The organism is Streptomyces sp. NPDC058086 (genome assembly GCF_042885015.1).
In the GTDB taxonomy this organism is placed as follows: Bacteria; Actinomycetota; Actinomycetes; order Streptomycetales; family Streptomycetaceae; genus Streptomyces.
This window is the reverse complement of the sequence record NZ_JBHVST010000142.1, coordinates 1-21,373: the sequence shown is the minus strand read 5'-3', so window position 1 is coordinate 21,373 and position 21,373 is coordinate 1. Positions and strand designations below refer to the sequence as shown.

15 protein-coding genes and 6 pseudogenes are annotated in these 21,373 nt (G+C 65.2%); 4 read left to right on the top strand and 17 right to left on the bottom strand.

All coding sequences use genetic code 11. From position 1 onward, the window contains the following. Positions 1 to 1,862: 1,862 nt before the first annotated feature. Positions 1,863 to 2,393, bottom strand: a pseudogene (locus ACFVWD_RS51825) (IS30 family transposase); the annotation flags it as partial. 738 nt (positions 2,394 to 3,131) lie between these two features. Here ACFVWD_RS51825 and ACFVWD_RS51820 point away from each other — a divergent pair. The 3 genes and pseudogenes from ACFVWD_RS51820 to ACFVWD_RS51810 form a co-directional block, all read left to right on the top strand. Beyond that, positions 3,132 to 4,142: a hypothetical protein gene (locus ACFVWD_RS51820; protein WP_389605632.1), complete on the top strand. Its 1,011-nt coding sequence runs from the start codon at positions 3,132 to 3,134 to the stop codon at positions 4,140 to 4,142. 74 nt (positions 4,143 to 4,216) lie between these two features. Next, positions 4,217 to 4,460 (top strand): annotated as a pseudogene (locus ACFVWD_RS51815) (IS630 family transposase); the annotation flags it as partial. Next, positions 4,420 to 4,790 (top strand): annotated as a pseudogene (locus ACFVWD_RS51810) (IS21 family transposase); the annotation flags it as partial. The pseudogenes ACFVWD_RS51815 and ACFVWD_RS51810, both read left to right, overlap by 41 nt. A 69-nt stretch (positions 4,791 to 4,859) precedes the next feature. Here the strand turns inward: ACFVWD_RS51810 and ACFVWD_RS51805 are convergent. The 7 genes and pseudogenes from ACFVWD_RS51805 to ACFVWD_RS51775 all read right to left on the bottom strand — a co-directional run bounded on the left by ACFVWD_RS51805 (position 4,860) and on the right by ACFVWD_RS51775 (position 12,632). Then, on the bottom strand, positions 4,860 to 6,008 hold the full coding sequence (locus ACFVWD_RS51805) for a cytochrome P450 (protein WP_389605631.1): 1,149 nt from the start codon (positions 6,006 to 6,008) through the stop codon (positions 4,860 to 4,862). 31 nt (positions 6,009 to 6,039) lie between these two features. Further along, positions 6,040 to 6,216: pseudogene (locus ACFVWD_RS51800) on the bottom strand (cytochrome P450); the annotation flags it as partial. A gap of 288 nt (positions 6,217 to 6,504) precedes the next feature. Continuing rightward, the gene (locus ACFVWD_RS51795; protein ID WP_389605630.1) at positions 6,505 to 7,479 is read right to left on the bottom strand and encodes a hypothetical protein; all 975 of its coding nucleotides are present in this window, start codon (positions 7,477 to 7,479) and stop codon (positions 6,505 to 6,507) included. Between the two features lie 112 nt (positions 7,480 to 7,591). Further along, positions 7,592 to 8,602, bottom strand: a complete 1,011-nt coding sequence (locus ACFVWD_RS51790; RefSeq protein ID WP_389605629.1) for a 4-hydroxy-3-methylbut-2-enyl diphosphate reductase — start codon at positions 8,600 to 8,602, stop codon at positions 7,592 to 7,594. Continuing rightward, entirely contained in the window at positions 8,599 to 9,675 is a 1,077-nt protein-coding gene (locus ACFVWD_RS51785; protein WP_389605627.1) for a polyprenyl synthetase family protein, read from the bottom strand. Before ACFVWD_RS51785 ends, ACFVWD_RS51790 begins: the two co-directional genes overlap by 4 nt. An 8-nt stretch (positions 9,676 to 9,683) precedes the next feature. After that, a pseudogene (gene ispG, locus ACFVWD_RS51780) lies at positions 9,684 to 10,791 on the bottom strand (flavodoxin-dependent (E)-4-hydroxy-3-methylbut-2-enyl-diphosphate synthase). Beyond that, complete coding sequence (locus tag ACFVWD_RS51775) at positions 10,788 to 12,632, bottom strand: 1-deoxy-D-xylulose-5-phosphate synthase (protein WP_389605626.1); 1,845 nt, start codon at positions 12,630 to 12,632, stop codon at positions 10,788 to 10,790. The pseudogene ispG and the gene ACFVWD_RS51775 overlap by 4 nt, the downstream one beginning before the upstream one ends. A 1,033-nt stretch (positions 12,633 to 13,665) precedes the next feature. Here ACFVWD_RS51775 and ACFVWD_RS51770 point away from each other — a divergent pair. Next, positions 13,666 to 13,926: a hypothetical protein gene (locus ACFVWD_RS51770; RefSeq protein WP_389605624.1), complete on the top strand. Its 261-nt coding sequence runs from the start codon at positions 13,666 to 13,668 to the stop codon at positions 13,924 to 13,926. A 743-nt stretch (positions 13,927 to 14,669) separates the two neighbouring features. Here the strand turns inward: ACFVWD_RS51770 and ACFVWD_RS51765 are convergent. The 9 genes and pseudogenes from ACFVWD_RS51765 to ACFVWD_RS51725 form a co-directional block, all read right to left on the bottom strand. Continuing rightward, positions 14,670 to 14,798: a hypothetical protein gene (locus ACFVWD_RS51765; protein WP_389605622.1), complete on the bottom strand. Its 129-nt coding sequence runs from the start codon at positions 14,796 to 14,798 to the stop codon at positions 14,670 to 14,672. Between the two features lie 108 nt (positions 14,799 to 14,906). After that, complete coding sequence (locus ACFVWD_RS51760; RefSeq protein ID WP_389605620.1) at positions 14,907 to 15,134, bottom strand: hypothetical protein; 228 nt, start codon at positions 15,132 to 15,134, stop codon at positions 14,907 to 14,909. A 651-nt stretch (positions 15,135 to 15,785) separates the two neighbouring features. After that, positions 15,786 to 15,989, bottom strand: a pseudogene (locus tag ACFVWD_RS51755) (transposase family protein); the annotation flags it as partial. 562 nt (positions 15,990 to 16,551) lie between these two features. After that, positions 16,552 to 17,859 carry a cytochrome P450 gene (locus tag ACFVWD_RS51750; protein ID WP_389605618.1) on the bottom strand — a complete coding sequence of 436 codons (1,308 nt, stop codon included), beginning with the start codon at positions 17,857 to 17,859 and terminating at the stop codon, positions 16,552 to 16,554. Next, a complete protein-coding gene (locus tag ACFVWD_RS51745) occupies positions 17,856 to 18,428 on the bottom strand; it encodes an ATP/GTP-binding protein (RefSeq protein WP_389605616.1) in 573 nt (190 codons plus the stop codon). The genes ACFVWD_RS51750 and ACFVWD_RS51745 overlap by 4 nt, the downstream gene beginning before the upstream one ends. 4 nt (positions 18,429 to 18,432) lie before the next feature. Next, positions 18,433 to 18,789 (bottom strand): DUF742 domain-containing protein, encoded by a 357-nt coding sequence (locus ACFVWD_RS51740; RefSeq protein WP_389605614.1) that lies wholly within the window; start codon positions 18,787 to 18,789, stop codon positions 18,433 to 18,435. Further along, positions 18,786 to 19,211 (bottom strand): roadblock/LC7 domain-containing protein, encoded by a 426-nt coding sequence (locus ACFVWD_RS51735; protein ID WP_389605612.1) that lies wholly within the window; start codon positions 19,209 to 19,211, stop codon positions 18,786 to 18,788. The genes ACFVWD_RS51740 and ACFVWD_RS51735 overlap by 4 nt, the downstream gene beginning before the upstream one ends. Next, positions 19,208 to 20,518, bottom strand: a complete 1,311-nt coding sequence (locus tag ACFVWD_RS51730; protein ID WP_389605610.1) for a sensor histidine kinase — start codon at positions 20,516 to 20,518, stop codon at positions 19,208 to 19,210. Before ACFVWD_RS51730 ends, ACFVWD_RS51735 begins: the two co-directional genes overlap by 4 nt. 681 nt (positions 20,519 to 21,199) lie before the next feature. Next, the gene (locus tag ACFVWD_RS51725) at positions 21,200 to 21,370 is read right to left on the bottom strand and encodes a hypothetical protein (protein WP_389605634.1); all 171 of its coding nucleotides are present in this window, start codon (positions 21,368 to 21,370) and stop codon (positions 21,200 to 21,202) included. Positions 21,371 to 21,373 lie beyond the last annotated feature (3 nt).

Genomic DNA, 21,373 nt, shown 5'->3' with positions numbered 1-21,373 from the left:
ACTTCAGAACCAGTGAAGTCAGGATGATCAAGAGATCGCAGAGTGGCTCACTTTTCATCCGCCGTCCGTGGCCCTCGTTTCACCCGTTGCCGAGACTTGGTCTGCTCGCGGGTTGCGCCTGTCCTCACTCGCAGCCTCGGCGGACAGGGTTTGTCTCCGTCATCACGTACCCCGGAGCTCCGGGAACCGGTTTCGCAGTGCTGATGTGCGTCATTCGTACCCGTCCGCCACTGGTCGAGGACGGAATCAGGACCTACGGCGACCGAGCCGGGCGGGTCATATCCCCGGCGGTGGTGAGAAGTTCCCCGGCTCCCCTGGCATGACACGGCGGATCCAGGCCGAGCCACGCAGAGAATACGGACTTTGCGTTTGCCTTACGCAAGCCGTCGTCCGCCTCGCGCGACCTGGTTCGGCACGGTCGGGGGCCGGTAAGGGCTGGGCGGGCGTTGGTCCGATCGGCCCGAGGCAAGGGGCGCAGCAGGTCTCATTCTCGCTGCCTCCGGGGAGAAACTCCTGCAGTCACCGAGCGCGCCCCCGGGCGCTGTCGCCAGTCGATACGGGTGGTTTACATATGAGTCGAGGGGTATGCCCTGACGTCTTCCGGTTTCCAAGTCATCCGGAGCCCGGCGAACTCGCCCCGGCATCGGAGAAGGAGAAGGCCGCGGGGGGCCCACCGTCAACTGGTTGGCATGTGAGGAGTGCACGTCACGTGAGGGAAGTGCATGCATCGGCAACGGGGGGTAGTGCATATCCGCCTGGGTGGGCAAGCACTGCTTGCTGACGGCACAAAGAGTGAGGAGGGCCAACCCGGCGCCGGCCCATTCCTCGCGCAGGGCGCCAGCGCTTGAGGCGCCGTACAAGGCGGAGCCCACCATATTCACGGCCCCGTGAACGGCACGTGAGCAATCGGGCTTGACATGCGTCTTTTCGGGATATCGATAGATATGATAGGCGGCGTAGAGTTGCCGTGACACTTGATCTAGACCATCCAGCCCGCCCAGACCTGTGCCGAGGCCATAGACGGGCAGACTATGCGCGAACTTCCCAACCGATTTGACCAGCGGCGGCAGTCCGTTGATGACGCCAGCGATCAACGTGTCTCTATTCTTCCATGCAACCTCACCCATTTGAGCCATCATCTCGGTTACAGGGGGCAAATAAACGGGCGGCATGACATCTCCAGAGGGCATTGAGTCTGACGGTCCAGCCAGTTGCGCATCTCATCCTGCAATGGTGCGAGCACAACACAAAGATTCTACTTAACCCTTCAAATGAGGCGCAGCAGCGTTTGCGTGGAATTCTTCAAGAGTTCAGGTTGCAGCTTCGACGCGTTCCAGCGCGAACGGCGGGCACCTGGCGGCTCCAGCCGTGGCGTCGCAGAATCTGGCTGATGCCTGAAGCACGCCCTGCGGCGGCCTCCTCTGATTCCTCGGCCCCAGGGTGAGCGATGCGTTGTTCGCCGCGCTGGAACAGGAGCTGAACAAGGGGCCGGTGGCGCACGGCCGAGCGGGCTGCGGGGCCAGCATCGCAGGCGACGGCAGCTGACGACGATCCCCGACCCACAGCCTGGCGCCCGGCCCGACCTCATCCGTCCGGGAGTTCGTGCCCGACCCGGACGACCTCGACGCCCGCTGGTACGGAGTCATCACCTGCGTTGCCACCGAAGAGGGTTGGCTCTGTACGGCCACCATCGTCGACATCGCCTCGCCCCCGCGTGGTCGGCTGGTCCACCGCCGACCATCTGCTGACCGAACTGGTCGCACTCTCAGGTCCGCCTGTCGTCGGCGTCGTCCCACCTGCCGTGATGTTTCACCCAGATCGCGGCTGTCAGACTAGGTTCAACCAGTGGATGCAACACCGGCTTATTTGATCGATAGTAGATGGTCGTTGAGGGCTTCGGCGGGTGTCTTCCAACCGAGGCTCTTGCGGGGGCGACTGTTGAGCGTGGCTGCGACCGCCTCGATATCCTCCGCCGCCCATCGAGAAAGGTCGGTTCCCTTCGGGAAATATTGGCGCAGCAGGCCGTTCGTGTTCTCGTTCGTGCCGCGCTGCCAGGGGCTGTGCGGATCGGCGAAGTAGACCGGGACGCCGGTGTCGATCGTGAACTGGGCGTGCGCCGACAACTCCTTGCCCCGGTCCCAGGTCAGCGACCGCCATAGTTGCTCGGGCAGGGTGCCGATCGTGGCCGCAAGGGCATCTTTCATCGTCACCGCGCCGTAACCGGCCAGCGGCGGCCCGTTCTTGGTACGGGGAACGACGCCGTAGCCGTCCTGGCGGGGCAGGTGGACAAGTACCGTGAATCGGGTCGTGCGCTCGACCAGCGTGCCAATCGCCGATCGCTCAAGTCCGATCAGGAGGTCGCCCTCCCAATGTCCCGGTACGGCGCGGTCGTCGGCCAGCAATTCGCGGCCATGGCAACGCAGTCCGGCGTCCGTCTGTCCGTTGACCGTTGCCGGCCCCGGTCAGCCGGACCTGCGCACCGACCTGGCCCGGCAGATCGCACTGCGCGGCAAGCCGTACGGCGGCGGCGAGCCCGCCGTACGCGAAAAACGGACGCGTCATCGGCCGCCGCGAAGGTGGCCGCCGGGGTATGGAAGGACTTCACATACGAAGGACCTTGCTAATCGTGCGTGCCGGAAGCGTAGAGAGCTCCCATCATCACAGGTCACAAGGCACTTCCTCGTTCCAACCCCAGTCCCGGGCCCTGGATTACAGGATGGATCCAGGCTCACCATGAGAAACGTCCACCGAGTTGACACGTGCGTTCTATAGTGGAACAGGAATGCGTCCGCAGCCTTGCCGGTGCAGGCTGCGGGCAATGAGCCTCAGTGGCACGCAGGGAGGGGCATGTCGGTGTTGAGTGTCGATCAATCAATTGGCCCTCAGAGAACTCCACTCGTACGTGTGAGGGACCCGACGGCCAATCCGCCGGTGAAGGGAGTCGCACCCCCACTGTTTCGGATGGTTTCAGCAGTATTCATTGCTTCGCCGGTCTACCTCACAGCCAAGGTAGGCGTTCACCCCTTCGCGGCTGCCAGCACGCCGGAACGGGACAGCCGTAGCAAACAGGATGCGTTTGAGTGCCGCGCTCATGACACCATCCGAGGGCCGGCTACGGCATCACGTCACGGATGAATCTTCGCCAGTCAATTCCAGATCGGCCGACTTTACAGGACTCTGATATGCCACAAACAGAACAAGATATTTCATCTCCCGACGAACCGGGACCCTCAGTTCCCGAGAACGACACCAACACCCCCGCTTACCCGCCCGCACCCGAGAATGCGGAGGCGCCTGGTGACCCGTCAGCCAATGGTGACCCGTCGGTCAATGCAGAGAAGTCAGATCGCAATTGGGAGCTGGCCCGAAGGTCTTTTTTCGCGGCCTCAATGCCTTCCTTCTCTGCGGGTGGATTTACGGGGAATAGGATCGCGCGTTCCATTGGCTTTTTCACTCTCGCGTCGACAAATGCGTCTAAAGCGATGAAGGCGATTCAAGACAATGACGCGCTGGCTGCCGCCGTCAACACTGCAGGAGCTATTGGAACGGGCATGTGGGCGACGGGTGTCGCCAAGGACAATTCTTTCATGCGGGCAACGGGCCCTGCCGTAACAGCATTTGCCGAGTTCGCTAATTTCGCGGCGACGGGTAAGAATTACAAAGAACGGATCGAAAACCTCGTTGAAGGATGCGCGCAGACTGCGTGGTCGGTAGGCACATTTACGAAAAACGACAAGGTTCAAGCCGCGGGTTTCGCCATCTGGGCAGCAGGGGGTCTGTATGCGGCAACTCAGAAGCCTGATGCCCTGAGCGCTACCGGAAAAAGCGTACAAGGCTTCGGGGCGGCTCTATGGGCGTGGGGCACCGCGAGCGCTTCAAGCACTCTGAAGGGAGTAGGCCCAGCCATCATAGGAGCTGCCGAGCTCGCTGGTATTGCAGATACGCTCCGCAGGGGACGTGAAACCGGACCGATCCTGCCCACGCACCACAGCCCCTCGGTCCGGGCACCTTCCCCGCAGATCGCTGGTGCCGCACAGATGACTCCCGCAGGCCCAGGTATAGGCAGCGCAATGCCATCTTCAGACATGCCGCCAAGACGCTCTCCAAGTTCCGTCAGCCGTAGATCTTCGCCTACCTTGTAAGTCCGAGCAGCGCCGGGCGGTGGTCGTAGCGGTTGGATGTGTGGTGCCGTCCGATCCGACCGCTGGAGGCCGCGGTGGCCGAGCCGGTCCGTGTGCACAGACTGACTGATCAACAGGGGCAGCGGCTGGCAGCAGATCGTGCGCCGGGGCAGCAGGAGTTGGGTGCGCTACCGGCGCGCGATGATGCTGCTGGCTTCGCCCGGCGGGAGCCGAGTGCCGGTGATCGCGCAGCTGGTGTAGGCCGACGAGGACACCGTCCGGGACGTCATCCACCGGTCTGACGAGATCAGCCTGGCCTGCCCTGCCCCTCGGGTTGCCACGAAGGCGAACAGCGAAAGGCAGGCCGCAGAGGAAGGCGGTCGACGAAGTCGACCCGTTGATCGACGCCATGCTGCGGACAGGGAACCTCATCAAGTGTGCCGGGGTGCACGAGCGCTTGGTGAAGGAGTACGGCTCGACGATCAACTACCGGCGGGTCAAGCTCTTTCTGGAGGAGGCCCGGCCGAGGATTGCGGGTGAACCGGGCATCGAGCCAAGGGAACTGGCGGGGATGCACGCCGCTTCGAGGTGGTGACCGGAGCTCAGGCCCAGGTCGACTGGGGTGGTGAGGGCAAGATCCTCGCGCACGTCGGCATCCCGAAGGTCTACCCAGCTCGCCTTCGAAGGCCGGCTCACCCCCACTACCCAGGCTATTACCTCAACAACAAAGACCAGCCGTTAGGTTGGCACACCCGGGCGGATCGGCGCCTTCGTAGCCCGTACACACATTTTTGAGGGCACATGAAGGAATTGGATGCGTCGGGTAGGTGAGGGGGACGATGGGCACGGGGCGATTCGGTAGCAGGCGGCAAGCATGGCAAGGACCAGGGGTACCTCAATCATGGTGAAGTTGTCGCCAATGCACTGTCGGGACCCTGCGCCGAACGGAATGAACCCACCACGGGGAATTCTGTGGTTGTTGCTCCAGCGACTGGGGTCGAACTTCTCAGGGTTGGGAAAGAGGGAAGGCAGGCGGTGAATCAGATAGGGGCTGTAGATGACGGTGATTCCGGCAGGTATGGTCTGTCCTCCTAGTGTCGCAACACTGTTCGTCACGCGGGTCAGCAGCCAGCCGGGAGGGTGTAGGCGCAGCGATTCCAGGACTGTGCCCTTGACGAGAGGGAGTCGGTCCAGGTCTTCAACGGTGGGGACTTGCCCTCGCAAGAGGGAGGTGACTTCGTTGTGTACACGTTCTTCGATGTCAGGATGTGAGGCAAGGAGAGTGAGGCACCAGCCGAGCGTAGAGGCCGTGGTCTCCACTCCGCCGAGGAAAATGGTGATGACTTGGTTTGTTATTTCCTGCTGCGAGAGGGGGCGGCCCTCCTCGTCGCGAGCGAAGAGCAGCAGCGACAGCAGGTCGTGATGGTCCCTGCCGGAGGACTTGTACTCTGCTACGAGCTGGTTGGTAATGTTGCGCATCCGTCGACGAGCGCCATCGAATGTGCGCTTCCCCGGGGTGGCGATGCGGGCCAGAGGGGATGGCAGGATCATGCGTGTCCCCGAGCCGCTGATGATCTCTCCCAGAGCGCGGCATGATTCGTCGATCACTTCTGGTTCCATCGGGCATGCGAACATCGTCCGCGCGGCGATTCGGGTGGTGATTTGCTGCATCGCCGGGTATATCTCGACGCTCTCATCCGTGGGCCAGGTTTCCAGGGCCGCCTTGGTTTCTTCAACCATGATGCGTGCGTAGTGGTTGTGACGGTCGGTGTGGAACGCGGGCTGTATCATGCGGCGCTGGCGCCGGTGCTGTGGACGGCCCGCCGTGGTGATGCTGTCGCCGACGAGCGTCCGTAGCCGTTGGATGAAACACACCGCCTTTGGCATAGGTGCGGTCGTCGGTGAGGACCTTGTGGGTGAGGTCTGGGTGGCAGACGACGAGGGCCGGGGTGGGGCCGAGCCCAATCCACACCAGGTCACCGTAGGAGGGCAGAGCGCTGAAGAAGGACAACGGGTTGGTAAGGAGAGACACCAGGTTCCCTAGCACCGGCAACTTGCCGGGGGCTGTAGCGCACTTGTAACTCACGACCGACATCCGTGCACCTCTGGGTGGGTGGCCTGATGACCGGGCTGGGGCCCCCGGGTGAGCGGGAGGTGCTGATCAGCCGGTCAGTGATGGTTGACGCGGTTTCTGGTTCTGTTGTCCGGCTGGTGTGGTGCTTGTCCTCGAGTTGGACGGGACTGGGTTGGCCGAGCCGTTCCGAATGCCGATGCCGCGCGGACGGGCTCCCGTGCGTGTGTGAGATGGGTAGGCAACCGTGGTCAGGGTTCCTCTTCCCGATCCATCTGATCTGCTGTCACCTTCCGCCGCTCGGGGGGATGCTCAGGCAGCCCACCACCAGGCGGTTCCTCGGTAGGGCAGCGGGTCGGCGGACGGCCTCGGCGCGCAGGCTGTGACGTGGTCTGGCAGCGTGGCTGGATTGTCGGGGTTGCGGTACCGACCGCTGCCGAGGCCCCAGTCCAGGTTGCCTCTGATCCACTGATCGAGAAGCTTCAGGTACCGCTCTCCCTCGGCTCCGAGGCGGCCCTCGGTGGTCTCGCGTAGCTGCAGGTAGCGTGTGAGGATCCTGTCGCGTATGGCGATAGCCATCGGCAGCGCCTCCCCCGGCGTACAGGCGTTGTCCGCAGCCAGAATGTCGATGAGGTTGATCCCATCACCGCAGCGCAATGTTTCCTTCCAATGCGACATGATGTCGTTGTCCAAACCCACCAAGGCACAGCACATCTCGGTGAGCGCGCGCACGTCAGTCCGGTTCATCTCCCGTGCGGGAACCTCGAATCCGCTGGTGATGTCCAAAACGGCGCAGCAGACCGGCATCGAGCCATTGGCGATGCGTGCGGTCAGGTAAGCGTCCGTCTCCGGCCTGGATCCCCGGGCGCGGTGCGCAGCTTCCCATGCCTGGTATGCCAGGTAGGAGCGCAGTGCGTCGATCCAGCGCACCAACTGTGTGGGGGAGGCAGTGGCGGCAATGCGGCGGCGCAGGTCCAGGAAGGCTTCCTCATGGGCGGTCATGGTGGCTGGGGAAGTCCCTGTTTCGGCTATCCGAAGCAGTCGGGCGACGAGCAAGCTCATCGCTGCTGGATCCGCGCTGTGGGTTCCTTCATCGCAGTAGGTGTCATCGAAGATGAAGAGCCACAGCATGCTGTCAACGGAGATTTGGGTCAGGGCTGTAGGCGCGTGGGCTTCGACGGTTCTGGCGCCCAACTCGCCGCAGCCTATGGCGCGCACTCGGCGCTCTTGCTCAGCATCCCGTGCGAGCTCCAAGGCGTGCATCCAGTTGAGGGCGTTGGATTCCATCTCCTGTTGCGCTGGATGCAAGCCAGCAGCAGTGAAGGGGCACCACAGAGCAGGGACGGCCAAAGGAGCAAGTACCGGCGTTGTCATGAGATTCTCCCGCGAGGATTCTCGGTCAGAGGTGCAACGGGTGTGACGGCGCCTGCGTGGTGACGTGCCGGCGTTCGGGGTCGGATGGGGAAAGGGTGCTGCGGTGTGGCTTGGGAAGTGCGAAGCTCACGGTTTCCGTTGCTGCGCTGATTTCAGTGACGTGCGTCCAACCTTGTTCGTTCAGCAGTGCTAGGACGTCCTGGACAAGGATTTCGGGAGCTGAAGCGCCGGAGGTGACGCCGATGGTGGAGATCTCATGCAGCCAGGTTGTGTCGATGGCGTCAGCATGGTCCACGAGGCGAGCGTGGGGTGCGCCGGAGTCCAGGGCTACTTCAACTAGCCGCTGGCTGTTGGAGGAATTGGATGAGCCGACAACAAGGACGAGATCGGCTTCGGGGCTCATCTTCTTTACCGCGTGCTGCCTGTTCTGCGTGGCGTAGCAGATGTCGTCGTGGTGCGGGGAGAGCAGGCGGGGGAATCTACGCTTCAGGGCTTGGACCGTCTCCATCGTTTCGTCGACGCTGAGGGTGGTCTGTGACGCCCACACCACCCGGTTGGGGTCTCGGACCTGGATGTGCTCGATGTCGCTTGGACCGGCGACTATCTGAATGCGCTGTGGGGCGTGGCCCCGTGTTCCGGTGACTTCCTCGTGGCCCTCGTGGCCGATCAGGAGAATGTCGTAGTCCTGCTGGGCGTATCGCGTGACCTCACGGTGCACCTTGGTGACCAAGGGGCAGGTGGCGTCGATGACCGTGAGATTGCGTCGGGCTGCTTCCTTGTGAACTTCGGGTGCAACCCCATGGGCGGAGAACAGGACGACAGCCCCTTGCGGGACCTCGCTGGTGCGTTCGACAAACACCGCACCTTTCTTGCGCAGGTCTGAGACGACTCGCTTGTTGTGCACGATCTCGTGACGGACGTAGACGGGTGGCCCGTATGTCTCGAGCGCCTGTTCCACGGCCTTTACGGCTCGCATCACGCCGGCGCAGAATCCGCGTGGTGTTGCCAGGAGCACGCGCTTGGGCCGAGCCGTCATGATGCCCTCCGCACCGCGCTGTTGGCCAGGATCCGCAGATGCTGGACAGCTCGGTGGCTGAGGTGGCTAACAGAATCGATGCTGTTGTGCGCCTGCCGGCAGCGGTCCGCGATCATCTGCTCGACCGCGCGGCGGGCTCCGCAAACGGTGAGAACATTGCGGATTTGCTCTGCTTCGCCTTCGGTGAGCTCGGGCCTGCCCAGCAGGGTGTCGAGGCGGGCGCGGTGAGCCGGGGCGGCATCACGGTGTGCGATGGCGATCAGCGCCGTCTTTTTGCCCTCACGTAGGTCGCTCAGGCGAGACTTGCCCGTCACTTTGGGATCGCCGAAGACACCCAGGAGGTCGTCGCGCAGCTGGAAAGCCTCGCCCAGCGGGATGGCGTATCGGGTGAGTTCTTCCATTTGCCGACGTGTACCGCCGGCCAAGGCAGCCCCAAGGTGCAGAGGGCGCTCGACGGTGTATTTGGCGGTCTTGTAGCGCGCGACCGCCAGGGCGGTGTCCAGGTCTGCTGTCGGTGAGGATTGAGCTATGAGATCCAAGTACTGACCGCCGATGACCTCGGTGCGCATGGCGTCCAGGATCGGCCGCACGGCGGTTCGCTGGGCGGCAGTGAAGCCGCAGGAGTGCAGCATCTCGTCCGACCACACGAGGGCAAGATCGCCTAGGAGGATGGCCCTGCCGACCCCGTCCCGCTCAGCGCTTGGCTCATCGGACAGGTTGCTTGAGTCCGCCAGCGCGCGGTGGAGGGCAGGACGGCCTCGCCGTGTATCGGAGCCGTCCATGATGTCGTCGTGTATGAGGGCGAAGGCGTGGAACAACTCCAGTGAGGCGGCGGCCTTCAGTACAGCAGGGGTGGGGTTGTTCCCGGTGACGGCGGTGTATCCGACACAGGCCATCAGCGGGCGCACACGTTTGCCGCCGCGGAGCACGAAGTCGTGCAGCAGGCTGACGGCGTGGTTGAGGCGCGGATCGTCGAAACGACGGTCCATGAAGAACGTGTGCAAAGCCCGGTCTAGGCGCTCTCGCGCATCGGACAGGGACAAGGTACTGGGGGCGGTGGGAGCAGTGGTCACAGCATCTCCTACAGACGGGCGGCGGTAAGCTTGAGGGCCTCGTCGAGCAGGGCCTCGACAATCTGGTGTTCGGGAACGGTGCGTACGACTTCACCGCGGACAAAGATCTGGCCTTTGCCGTTGCCGCAAGAGGCGCCGATGTCGGCATCCCGGGCTTCGCCGGGGCCATTGACCACGCAACCCATGATGGCGACACGCAACGGCTGCGCGAAGTCGTCGAAGGCGGCTTCGACCTTCGCGGCAAGACGTTGAATGTCGACCTGCAGGCGGCCGCAGCCCGGGCAGGAGATGATCTCCAGTTTTCGCGGGCGCAGGCCGAGCGAGGCCAGGATGTGACCCGGCCTTGACCTGATCCACAGGCGGGGCCGAAGTTGAGACGCGGATGGTGTCGCCGATCCCTCCGGACAACAGGATCCCGAAGGCGACCGCGGACTTGATCGTTCCTTGCAGAGGGGTGCCCGCCTCGGTGACACCCAGGTGAAGCGGATAGTCACATTGCTCGGCGAGTTGGCGATAGGCGGCGATCATGGTGAGTGGGTCGTGATGCTTGACGGCGACCTTGATGTCCTGAAAGCGGTGCTCCTCGAAAAGAGATGCCTCCCACAATGCGGACTCGACGAGTGCCTCGGCAGTGGCACCGCCGTGCTTGGCCAGCAGGCGTGGGTCGAGCGATCCGGCATTGACACCGATCCGGATCGGCACCGCTGCATCGGATGCGGCGCTTGCGATGGCGGCGACCTGGTCGTCGAGCTTCTTGATGTTGCCAGGGTTGACGCGTACGGCGGCGCAGCCTGCATCGATGGCGGCGAAGACGTAGCGGGGCTGGAAGTGGATGTCGGCGACCACCGGGATGGGGGACTTTTTCACGATTTCGGGAAGGGCGTCGTCAGCTTCCTGGTTCGGGCATGCCACACGGATGATGTCGCAGCCCGCCGACACGCACGCGGCGATCTGCTGCAGGGTGCCGTCGACGTCCTCCGTCCGTGTCGTCGTCATCGTTTGCACACTGACCGGTGCTCCGCCGCCCACAGCAACGGTGCCCACATGGATTTGCCGGGATGAGCGGCGCGGGAAGCCTCGAGGCGGCGTAGGCAAGCCGGGATCGGTCGTCGTCATGCCGGCCTCTGCGTGGTGGTGAGGCTGCTGGCTTCGCCGCAGACCGTGAGAATGTGATCAGCGAGCCGGCTCGCTGACAGGCCTGCCTGGCCAAGCAGCCCGCTGCGGTCACCAGCAGGCGTGAACCTGGTGGGCAGGCCGCAGTTGTGGACGGGTGCATTTACTCCTGCTTGGCGGCAGGCATGGGCGAAGCGGCTGCCGGCCCCGCCATCAGCGAGTCCGTCTTCGACTGTCACGACCCGATCGTGTTGCGCTGCCAGCTCCATCAGTGCGCCGCTTACCGGGAGTTCCCATACGGGCGCCGCAACCGTGACGCTGATGCCACATGCCTCGAGCCAGTTTGCCGCCTGGAGCGCAGGCTCGGCCAGTGGGCCGTAGGCGACCAGCAGAACGTCTTTGCCCTCGCGGGCCGGCGTCAGGAGATCTACGTCGCCGTAGCGTTGCACGGCTGGCAGGTCGGCGCCCGCCGAAGCTTTCGGGTAACGCACCACCGTCGGCCCATGAGCGTGTGCGACAGCCTCGGCGAGGGCAAGGCGCAGCGTACGAGGGTCGCGGGGCGCGGCCAAACGCAGTCCGGGAACCATCGCCAGGAGGTTGACGTCCCACATGCCGTGGTGGGAGGGCCCGTCAGGACCGGTGATCCCTGCGCGGTCCAGCACGAACGTCACACCGAGCCGATGGAGAGCAACGTCCATGAGCACTTGGTCGAATGCGCGGTTCAGGAAGGTGGAGTAGATGGCGACAACCGGGTGAGCTCCGCCCATCGCCAGGCCGGCCGCGGAGGTCACGGCGTGCTGCTCGGCAATACCGACGTCAAAGAATCGTTTCGGGTACCGGGCGGCGAAGTCTGCCAGCCCAGTGGGGCCCGGCATCGCCGCAGTGATGGCAACAAGCTGAGGATGTTGCTCTGCGAGCCGGCACAACTCCTCGGCGAACACATGTGTCCACGTCGGTTTGGCAGGCTTTGCAGCAACTCCGGTTGCCGGGTCGATGGGACCGATCGCGTGCATGCACTCTGCCGGGTCGTTCTCCGCCGGGGCGTAGCCCTTGCCTTTGACAGTTACTGCGTGGACCACCACTGGTCTGCCCAGATCCCGGGCCCAACGCAGCGCCCTTTCCATCGCTAGCTCGTCGTGGCCGTCCACGGGCCCGACATAGGCGAAGCCGAGTGCGGTGAAGAGGTTGTTCTGCACGGCGCTGTGAATAGGCTCGCGTGGGGAGTCCACCCCCCGTCGGCCACTGCTGATGTCGGCGATGAGCATGCCGACCCGGCCTGCAGTGGGCGCGTAGGAGCGGCCGTTGTCGTTCAGCACCACGATGACGGGCCGCTCGGGTGCCGCGCCGAGGTTGTTGAGGGCCTCCCACGCCATGCCGCCCGTCAGGGCGCCGTCGCCGATCAATGCGACCACCCTGCCATGATGACCCTGCAACGCGCGTGCTTTTGCCAGGCCGTCGGCATAGGACAAAACAGTGGAGGCGTGGGAGTTCTCGATCCAGTCGTGGGGCGATTCCGCCCGCGACGGGTAGCCCGACAGCCCGTCAGCCTGGCGAAGCGTGGAAAACTGCCCGGCCCGTCCGGTCAGAATCTTGTGCACGTAACTCTGATGGCCGGTATCGAACAGCAGCGCATCGCGGGGTGAGTCGAACACCCGGTGCAGCGCGATGGCCAGCTCCACCGCGCCCAGGTTGGAACCCAGATGTCCGCCGCTTGCCGCCACCTTGGTGAGGAGGAAACTGCGGATCTCCTGCGCCAGTCGGGCCAGTTCACCCTGGTCCATCCGGCGGAGGATCCGCGGTTCCATTCCCTCGAGTTGAACAGGCGTTTCGATGATGGAAGTCACTGGCTGGCCCCTTCCTGTGGGTGAACAGGTATCTACCTAGTCCCGGCCAGCAGGCACCGGCGGGCCTCCGGTGGAGGAGGGAGCCCTTAGCCAACTGCGGTTGTGGCAGCCAAGTGAACTCAGGAGCCAGCCTCAGCGGAAGTGCTCACCGCAGTCGAGATCGCGCAAAGCAGGCAACTTTGTGACCTTGTGAAAAACGTGTAGACGGAGTTCATTCAACGCTTCTCATCTTGTGGTTCATGGGTGATAGCCGTTGGCTGAGCCGGCCCCGCCGTCACCAGGTGTGCCGGGGCCGGTCGGGCGCCGGGCTGCGGCAGGTCTCCTGGTCGTTGGCCTGGCGATCTCACTCGTCAACGTTGGATGCAGGAGCCCTGTTGGTGCCGTGTCGTGTCATGCTCGACGTCCCGCATGAGGTCTGAGCTGGCTCCGCTTTGACGGACACCATCGGTCTGGTGGTCGGGCTGCGTGTGCGCCCTCGTGTTCGGCGGGACTGCGGTAGCCGAGGCTGCTGTCCTGTCGTTGCAAGTTGTCCCAGCCCTCGATGAAGTCGAAGATCGCGGACGCAAGGACGACACCCTGGCCGAGATCGCGGCGGGGTTCGGCGTCTCCACCGCGACCGCCGGCCGGTACGTGCCCGAGACGGTCGAGGAGCTCACCGAGCGTGCTCCGAGCCTGCACGAGGCTCTGCACGAGATGCCGCCGGAGAGGCCTTGTGATTCTCGACAGCACCCTGATCGCCACCCACCGCACCACGGCGTATGAGCCGCACTATCCGAGGGAGCACCGCCATCACCGGGTGAACGTGCAGGTCGTGGCCGATCCGGACGGCAGGCCGCTGCGGTTTTCGCGGGTACTGCCCAGCCGCACGCATGACCTGACCTCGGGCCCGCGCACACGGTGCGATCCGGGCATGTCTGTCCCGTCAGCGTCCTTGCCGAGCGGGCCTACCGCGTAGCCCCCATCCGCACCCCCTACTACGGCCGCGACCTTCCCGAGAAGTGCTCAGTACAACCGCGACCACGCCCGGCTGTGGGTGCCGGGAGAACGCGCCTTCGCCCGCCTCAAGCAATGGCGGATCCTATGCAACGCCCGCTGCAGCACCGACCGCATCGATCGCACGTTCGCCGCCATTCCCGCCATCGAGATCGCCTGCCACTCAGGATCAGAAACGTTCAGTGAGTGCTTCACGACCCGTTATTTCGGTCATGCCTTGACCTTGCTCGTGCAACTCGGGCTTCATTGGTTCAAGACGAAGCCTCAAGACAGTTGGGGTTTTACCTCGGCCGCCAGCTGAGGCGCAGGGAAGGTGCCGTGATGAAAACACCGAATACACGGTTGCAGCAGCTTTGCGACACTGCCGGCTACAGCGCTGCGGGGCTGGCCCGTGCGATCGGTGACCTGGCCAGGGACCAGTCGACCTCCTTCGCCCCTGACCCCAGTACCGTGCGACGGTGGCTGGCCGGGACGACACCGCGGCCGCCCGCTCCGGCACTTGTCCTGGAATGCTTGGCCAGACGCTTGGGCAGGCCGGTCACTGCGTACGAAGCTGGGCTCAGCAACACGCCCCACAGCGTCGCGGAGCCATCCTTCGATACAGACGCCGACCCACTGCGCTTCCTGGTCCGCCTCATCGAAACGGACCCCGGCGGTCTCACCAACCTTGGCGGCAGAGCTTTCAGCATCGCCGCCCTGACCCTTCCAACCCTGGAGCGACAGCCCCGAGCGGCTCGTGAGTATCCCTGCTCACCATCTCGCAGCCACCGCGTGACACAAGCTGACGTCTTTGAGATGCAGGCCGTGGCCAGCACCTTCCACGGCCTGGCAGAACGTCACGGCGGTGCTCGCTTAACTGCTGCGCTGACGGCGTACCTCCGCCAGGAAACCGTACCCCGTCTCAGCGCCCCGGCTGAGACCGGAATCCACCAAGCCATGGTGTCAACCGCGGCACAGCTGACGCTCATCCTCGCCGCTATGTACGCAGACTCCGCTCACGATGGCACCGCTCAGCAGTACCACCGCCTCGCCATTCGCCTTGCCTCAGAAAGCAACGACCAAGCCATGCTGGCCATCGCACTCCGCGCCATGGCTACCCACGCCCACCAGCTCGGCCACCACGGCCCAGCCGTGCTGCATCTCGCCGAACAGGCCACCACCCACGCCCGCCACGCCTCACCTTCAGCTCAGGCCTATGCGGCCGCCGAACTCGCTGCCCTGCAGGCTCACCACGACCGCCGCGCCGCCATCAGAACTTTGGGCGAGGCAGAGCGTTCCCACTCACGCGCCCACGGCACTCCCGGCCCCTTCACGGAGTACCCTGCGGGAGCTCTGCACTACCAATGCGCCCTTGTCCAGGAAGCCTTCGGCGACCACGCAGCAGCCGTCCAATCCCTGACCGTTTCCCTGCGCCTGCGCGGCCCCGCCGAAACCCGCGCCACGGCCCTCACTCACGCCCGGCGAGCGGAAATCCTGCGGAAAATGAGGCGCCTGGACGAAGCCGTTCACGATTGGCGCATATGTCTTCAAGCCGCCCCCACTCTGCAGTCAGCACGTACCAGACGAGCTCTGAATACCATGCACTGCAGCCTCCGCCCCCACAGACACAGCCCCGCCGTGGCTGCACTTCTCAATGAGAGTAGTGTCTGACCTTTGTTCCGCGGACATGCCGGGAGAGAGAACTCGCCCGCAGCCCGCCCACCGAGGCGAAACCATACGGCCCGGCAGATGAACTGCCGAACCGCCACAAAGAGCCGGGCCGGGCCAGGCCAGATCACTCCGGGGCGCATAGACGGTCCGGTTTGGTCTTTAGAGAGCGTTGGGCGGATTGCCCTTTATCTTCTAGGGATCTTTAACGGTGAGGGTTACGTCAGGCCGTGACAGCTGGTGTGGGCCGCGCTATGCCGGAGGGATGAGGTATGCCGATGGCGGTGGGCTGACCGCCGAGGAGCGGGTTCGTCGCGAGGAATCCGGTTCGCAGCAGCTGACTTGATCGAGGCAGGGTCCAGAGACGGGGAGGTAGCCCGGCGGTTCAGGGTGACGCGGATGTCGGCGAACCGCTGGCGTCGGGCCCTGGCTTCGGGCGGTCGGCAGGCCCTGGTCTCCAAGGGGCCTGGCGGCGCCCGCCCACGATCAGGGCCTGAGCCCTCAAAGAAGCCTGGCGTGGGCGGTGGCTTCACTGATGCGGAAGCCGGCGGCGATCTTGGCGAGGGTGGTGTGCTCCCGCAGGTACACCAGGGCGACCAGGGCGCGCGGAGAGGGGCGGAGCTTGCAGCGGCGGTCACCCTCGCGGGTGACGATCAGCATGGTCACCCACCCAACGAGTGCTTGCGGCAGGTCGAGTGCGACAGGGTAGGTCACCAACGAGGCTCCCTGGCTGGCGAGTTGAGACGTGAGACATCTCGCTCATCAGTCCGGGGGCCTCGCCTGTTACGCCCCGCCGCCGACCACCGGATCGGTGGCCACTCTGAAGAAGCTCAATGAACTGGACAACCTCGGGCCACGTAGCTGTGAGAGGTAACAAGCATGAGCGACGCGGCCTTACGCGCATGGATGAAAGTTGGTCTGTCATGTCTGAGGAAAGATCCGAAGCAGTCCAGCCCGCGAACGGACTGACCGAGGCCAGAAAGATCCGTGATGCATGGTATAAGGAGAACCCTCAGGTTGCCGACGCGGCTGCGATGTGTGGGTCCGACGCCCCAACTCCGGCCCCTGGGCCTGCGGATTCGTCCCCCACTCCGGAGAACCCTGACGTTGCCGACACGGCTGCGATGCGTGGGTCCAACGCCCCAACTCCGGCCCCTGGGCCTGCGGATTCGTCCCCCACTCCTTCGGGCCACCATCCGATGCAGCGGACTACGAGGACGAGGGGGACGACGCGCCCCGGTTGGGGGCCGCGTGCCAAGTGAACGTTCTTCTGTGTGCGTTACTTCTCCCAGTCGCCCCGGGATTCGAAGGCCGGCGGTGTCAGCGCGGATGTCGCCTCCAGCGGGGTCGACGAAGATGAGCTGGACCACGGGGTGACCCCTGCTCCATCGGATGAGACAGGTGTGAATCGGGCCGGGAGCTCGGCGAGGGCGCGGTGGAAGGGGCCGGGTCGCCAGGTCAGTCGGCGGCGGGCCACAGCGAGTTCCAGGTCGCACAGGCGGCTGGTGAGACGTTCGATGGCTGCGGTCGCGATCAGCATGGCGGGCTGTTTGACCGGGCAGGCGTGCGGGCCGGCGGCCCACGCGAGGTGGGCTCCGCCGCCCGAGCGGACGGAGTCGGTGTGCAGGCCGTCGTGGGCGGTGTTCGCGGCGTGATAAGAGACGAGGACGGGCTGGTGTGCGTGTATCCATGTGCCGTGGAAGCGGACGCTGCGGCGGGGGAAGTGGGTGGAGAAGTTCGCCATGGGCGGCTCGTTGCGCAGCACGTCGTTGATGGCGTCGTGTGCCGTCAGGGCCCCGTTGGCAAGGGTGCTGTAGTAGTCCGGGTTGGAGAGCATCCGGGACAGTGCGTTGGAGATCAGGTTCGTGGTGGGTTCGTTTCCGCCGGCCATGGCGATCCCGATCTGGTGGACGAGTTCTTCGGGGCTCAGCGCAGCGGGGTGATCCATGATCCACGAGGTCAGGTCGTTTCCTCGCTGTTGTGCCTTGAGCGTGATGAGTTCCGTCATGTACTGCTCGAAGTCCGTGTTCCCCTTGTTGGCCTCCTCGGAGTCGGCACTTTCGAACAGGCCCGTGAGTGCGGCGACGAGGCGGGGGCCGTAGTGGTCGGGCATGCCGAGCAGGGCGTTGAACAGGACCAGGGGAAGCGGGCGTGCGTACTGGCCGACCAGGTCGGCCTCGCCGGCGGCAGCGAAATCGCTGATGAGCCGGTCCGCGGCCGTGGCCACTTGTCGGCGTAGGTGGTGTGGTTCGATGCGGGAGAAGCTGTCAGTGATCACGGACCGGTAGCGGCGGTGTGCCTCACCGTCGTTGAACATCGCGTTGGGGCGCCACATCATCATCGGCAGGATGGGGCAGTCGGGTGGCAATGTCTCCTGCCAGACGCGCGGGTCCTTGGACCAGGTCTCGGTGTCCCTGAGGAGGTCGAGGGCCGCCCGGTAGTCGGTCACGAGGTGAGCGGCGACTCCAGGGGCGATCTCGACGGGCGCGATCGGCCCGTACTGGCGCAACCGCGCGTAGACCGCGTTGGGGTCGGCGGTGAAGTCCGGTCCGTACAGAGGCACCGGCCCAGGGGTGTAGTAGGTCATGTGTTGTCCATGGCGGAGTGGGCGATCAAATGGGAGACGAGGGCGATCAGTGCGTCGATGGACGAGGTGGTATCGCGGGCGTCACAGGTGACCAGGGGCGTGTGTCCAGCGAGATCGAGACGATCGCGCAGAATCGTCGGCGGGTAGTCGGGTGCGTCGGGGAAGGCGTTGACGGCGACCGCGTACGGCAGACCACGCTCCTCGATCATGTCGATCACCTCGAACGAGTCGCCCAGGCGCCGTGTGTCGACCAGGACCAGGGCCCCCAGAGCGCCGTTGGCGATGTCTTCCCACAGTGGCTTGAATCGTCGCTGTCCCGGCGTGCCGAACAGGTAGAGGACGAGATCACCGGGCAGGGTCCGGCGGCCGAAGTCGATAGCCACGGTGGTGGTGTGCTTGCTCCGTATGCCGGCGACGTCGTCGACCATAGCCCCCGCCTGGGTCATGGTCTCCTCGGTGTGCAGCGGGATGGTTTCCGACAGCGCGTCGATCATTGTGGTCTTGCCGACCCCGAACGGGCCCGCCACCAGGATCTTCACCAGCGACTGGTCGCCACTGGGCAGGTACATGGCTTTAGCGGATGGAGCGCAGTCCACTGAGAACCCTCTCTAGGAACTGGGGATCGAGTTGTTCAGCGGCGGGGATGGGGGCGCGGGCGTTTAGATGCCCGGCGTCGACGAGGTCGGCCACCAGCACCCGGAGGACACTCACCGGCAGCCGGAGGTGGGCCGCGGCCTCGGCCAGTGACAGCGCGCCGCCGTGGACGAGTGTGGCCAGGCGTAACTGTGCTGACTCCAGCCCGTCCGGTATCCGCTCCGTGGTCGCGGTGAGCAGCGTCAGCCGGTCCAGGGTGTTGCGAGTTGGCTGCGTACGTCCCGCGGTTGCCAGGTAAGGCGGCACCAGCCGCCTGTCGTCGCGTCGATAACTCATGCCAGAGTGCCGGTGTCCCGGGCCGGGGAGTTCATGACCTTTCTGCCCAGCGTCGCCACCTGGATCTGCATGTGATGTGCGACGACCCCCATGTCGATGTTCCGCGTGGCATAGACCGCCATCACGGTGTTCATACCGGCCGGGGTGGCGAAGACAAATCCGGTGTCGGTGTCCACGACGAGCTGCTGGAGCCTCGTGTGTTCGTCACCGGAGAACGACACGGCCACGGCGCGAGCGGCGCCCTGGAGCGCGGACATCATGGCGGCCGCGCCCTCGCCGGCCTCGCGGCTCAAGTCCGGGGAGGCGCCTTGGACCATGCCGTCCGAGGAGAGCACCAGAGCGTGTACCACACCTGGGAGGCCCAGGAGCGGCTCCAGTACCCAGGACACGTCCTTGATCGCGGGCTGCTTCGGGGAGGTCATCGAGCGTTCCCTTCGTGGTGATCGGTACGTTCGGCGGCGGCGCGTCCGGACGCTGCGCCGGCCTGAAAGGCGCTCCAGGTCGCCTGCGTCTCCTCGGGTGTCGGCGCCTGCTCGGCCCGGAGCGGGGAGTGGGCCGTGTGAGCGGGCTGGGGGCGGCGGCGACGGCGCTGCGGCAAGGCGTCCGGCGTGGGGGCGCCTTCCTCGACCGCGGAGGGGGGTGGCGTCTGGCGGGAGACCGGCGCCATCGCGGACATGGGCTGGGTCTGTTGGTCCAGGAGCGTGAGCAAATGGTCCGGGATGAATACGACCGCCCGAACGCCACCGTAGGGCGCGGGCTTGTCGATGGACACGGTGAAGCCGTACTGCCGCACCAGGCGGCCGATCGTGGCGAATCCGGCACGTGGAGGGTCGCCGAGCTCTGTCAACAGGAGCGAGTACCCACCGGACAGCAGCCGGGCGGCGAACTCCACCTCGTCCTGGTGCATTCCCACGCCCGCGTCATCGATGACGACGCAGGCACCCGACTCGGCGTGGTGGATGCTGACGTCGACGAACAGTGTGCCGTGCGAGTGGTGCACCGCGTTCGCGAGCAACTCCGCGACGGTGATGGCGATCGGCTCGACAGCCCGCGCCACCACCGCCACCGGCGACGTCAGCCGGCTGGTGACCTGGACGCGCTGGTAGCCGCGAATCCGGGACTGGGCGCCGACAACGACATCGCCGAGGTGGGAGTCGCTTCGGGTCAGGCCCGGCCATGCCCCGCACAGCACGCCCGTGGCCTGGATACGCCGAAGGTTCTGCTCGTTGAGCTGATCCAGCTCGAAGAGATCCCTGGCCATCTCCGGGTCCTCGTAGCGGTGCTGCATCGCGTCGATCTTGGACTGCATCTGGTAGCTCTGCGCCTGGATGACGGTCGTCGCACCCCGCATCACCACCTGAGCGGCCTCGTCCACGCGAAGACGCTCGGCCGCCACGGCCTCATTCACTTGTTCCAGGGCCGCCGCGTGGGCCTGCTCGACCTCGGTCCCCGCGAGCGCGGGATGCGCCAGTTCCGGAACCGGGACATGCCGGTGGGAGAGGTGAGCGACCATGGCCGGAAGCCGAGTGGAAACCAGATGCCGTGTCTCCTCCTGGAGTTCGTCGTGCCGGGCGTTCACTCGAGCGGCCTCCTGCACGGCCGCATCGCGCTCCGTCCGCAGTGCGGTCAGCAGACGGCGGATGCGGAGCAGAAATGGGGCCGCGACAAGGCCAGCGATCACAATGACCGTGCTTACGACCACGGCCAGCGCCTCCGGTACCAGGTTCATCAAGGGTCCTCGGACGGTGGGGAAACGGTTGACTGCGTCGGGCGCGATGAGCGGTGGACAGGTCTGGAGCCACGGTCAGGGCCCTAGGCAGTGATCCGGGACGTGCATCGCGGACCTCCTCCAGGGCTCGAATGCCGGCTCGGGCCGGCCGACGCGGCCGGCGGAGCCGGGGTGTGGGCCAAAGAGAGTGAGCTCCGCCAGCGGCTGGGCATGCTCTGGTTTCCTGTCCTATGCCAGGTCCATGCTGGGCTGTCCATTTGGGGGAAAATCACCCTGATGCCTGGCAGGGTGGGACCAGAGGTCGATGCACTTCCCACGGCCGGCATCAGGGCGGCCGCTGAGGCAACGGGGTTTTGTGTGCCCCATGTCGCCGGACGCAGACGGTACGAGGCATCGGCTCGAGCAGCTGGCGCTCTTGTCTCCTCCACTACCGCCAAGAAGGTTCCAGCACCAGCCTGTGGAACTTCGCGGCAGCCGCGCTGAGGGCCTCTGGCCCCATCGTCTTCGCGCGTTTCCTGTTGCCCTCTGAATGGTTGCTCTGTTGTGTCGCCTGCGTATTGTGGGGCAAGGAGTTCTCCGGTTGGGAACGTGACCGAGATGGGCGCTGGTTCAGACGAAAGCGGCCGTCGGGACCGGCGTTCGGCCGACTTCCGGCGTACGCCGGTCGCGGTCGGCGCCGGGTCAGGACTTCAGGGGCAGGCGGTCGTCGGGCCGGCCCTGACCCCAGTCGGGATAGGGGTCCGGTACTGCGCTGACCGCGTCCAGGTCCGCCAGGTCCTCCTGGGTGAGGACCAGGTCGACGGCGGCGAGGTTCTCGGTGAGCTGGTCGGGACGCTTCGCGCCGACGATCACGCT

What these genes read in the sequence shown, in the direction of transcription:
- ACFVWD_RS51820 (WP_389605632.1), top strand. Translation starts at nt 3,132, where the DNA reads ATGAATCTTCGCCAGTCAATTCCAGATCGGCCGACTTTACAGGACTCT.
- ACFVWD_RS51735 (WP_389605612.1), bottom strand. Translation starts at nt 19,211, where the DNA reads ATGACCTCCCCGAAGCAGCCCGCGATCAAGGACGTGTCCTGGGTACTG.
- ACFVWD_RS51805 (WP_389605631.1), bottom strand. Translation starts at nt 6,008, where the DNA reads ATGCCAAAGGCGGTGTGTTTCATCCAACGGCTACGGACGCTCGTCGGC.
- ACFVWD_RS51740 (WP_389605614.1), bottom strand. Translation starts at nt 18,789, where the DNA reads ATGAGTTATCGACGCGACGACAGGCGGCTGGTGCCGCCTTACCTGGCA.
- ACFVWD_RS51745 (WP_389605616.1), bottom strand. Translation starts at nt 18,428, where the DNA reads ATGTACCTGCCCAGTGGCGACCAGTCGCTGGTGAAGATCCTGGTGGCG.
- ACFVWD_RS51750 (WP_389605618.1), bottom strand. Translation starts at nt 17,859, where the DNA reads ATGACCTACTACACCCCTGGGCCGGTGCCTCTGTACGGACCGGACTTC.
- ACFVWD_RS51730 (WP_389605610.1), bottom strand. Translation starts at nt 20,518, where the DNA reads ATGAACCTGGTACCGGAGGCGCTGGCCGTGGTCGTAAGCACGGTCATT.
- ACFVWD_RS51795 (WP_389605630.1), bottom strand. Translation starts at nt 7,479, where the DNA reads ATGGAATCCAACGCCCTCAACTGGATGCACGCCTTGGAGCTCGCACGG.
- ACFVWD_RS51790 (WP_389605629.1), bottom strand. Translation starts at nt 8,602, where the DNA reads ATGACGGCTCGGCCCAAGCGCGTGCTCCTGGCAACACCACGCGGATTC.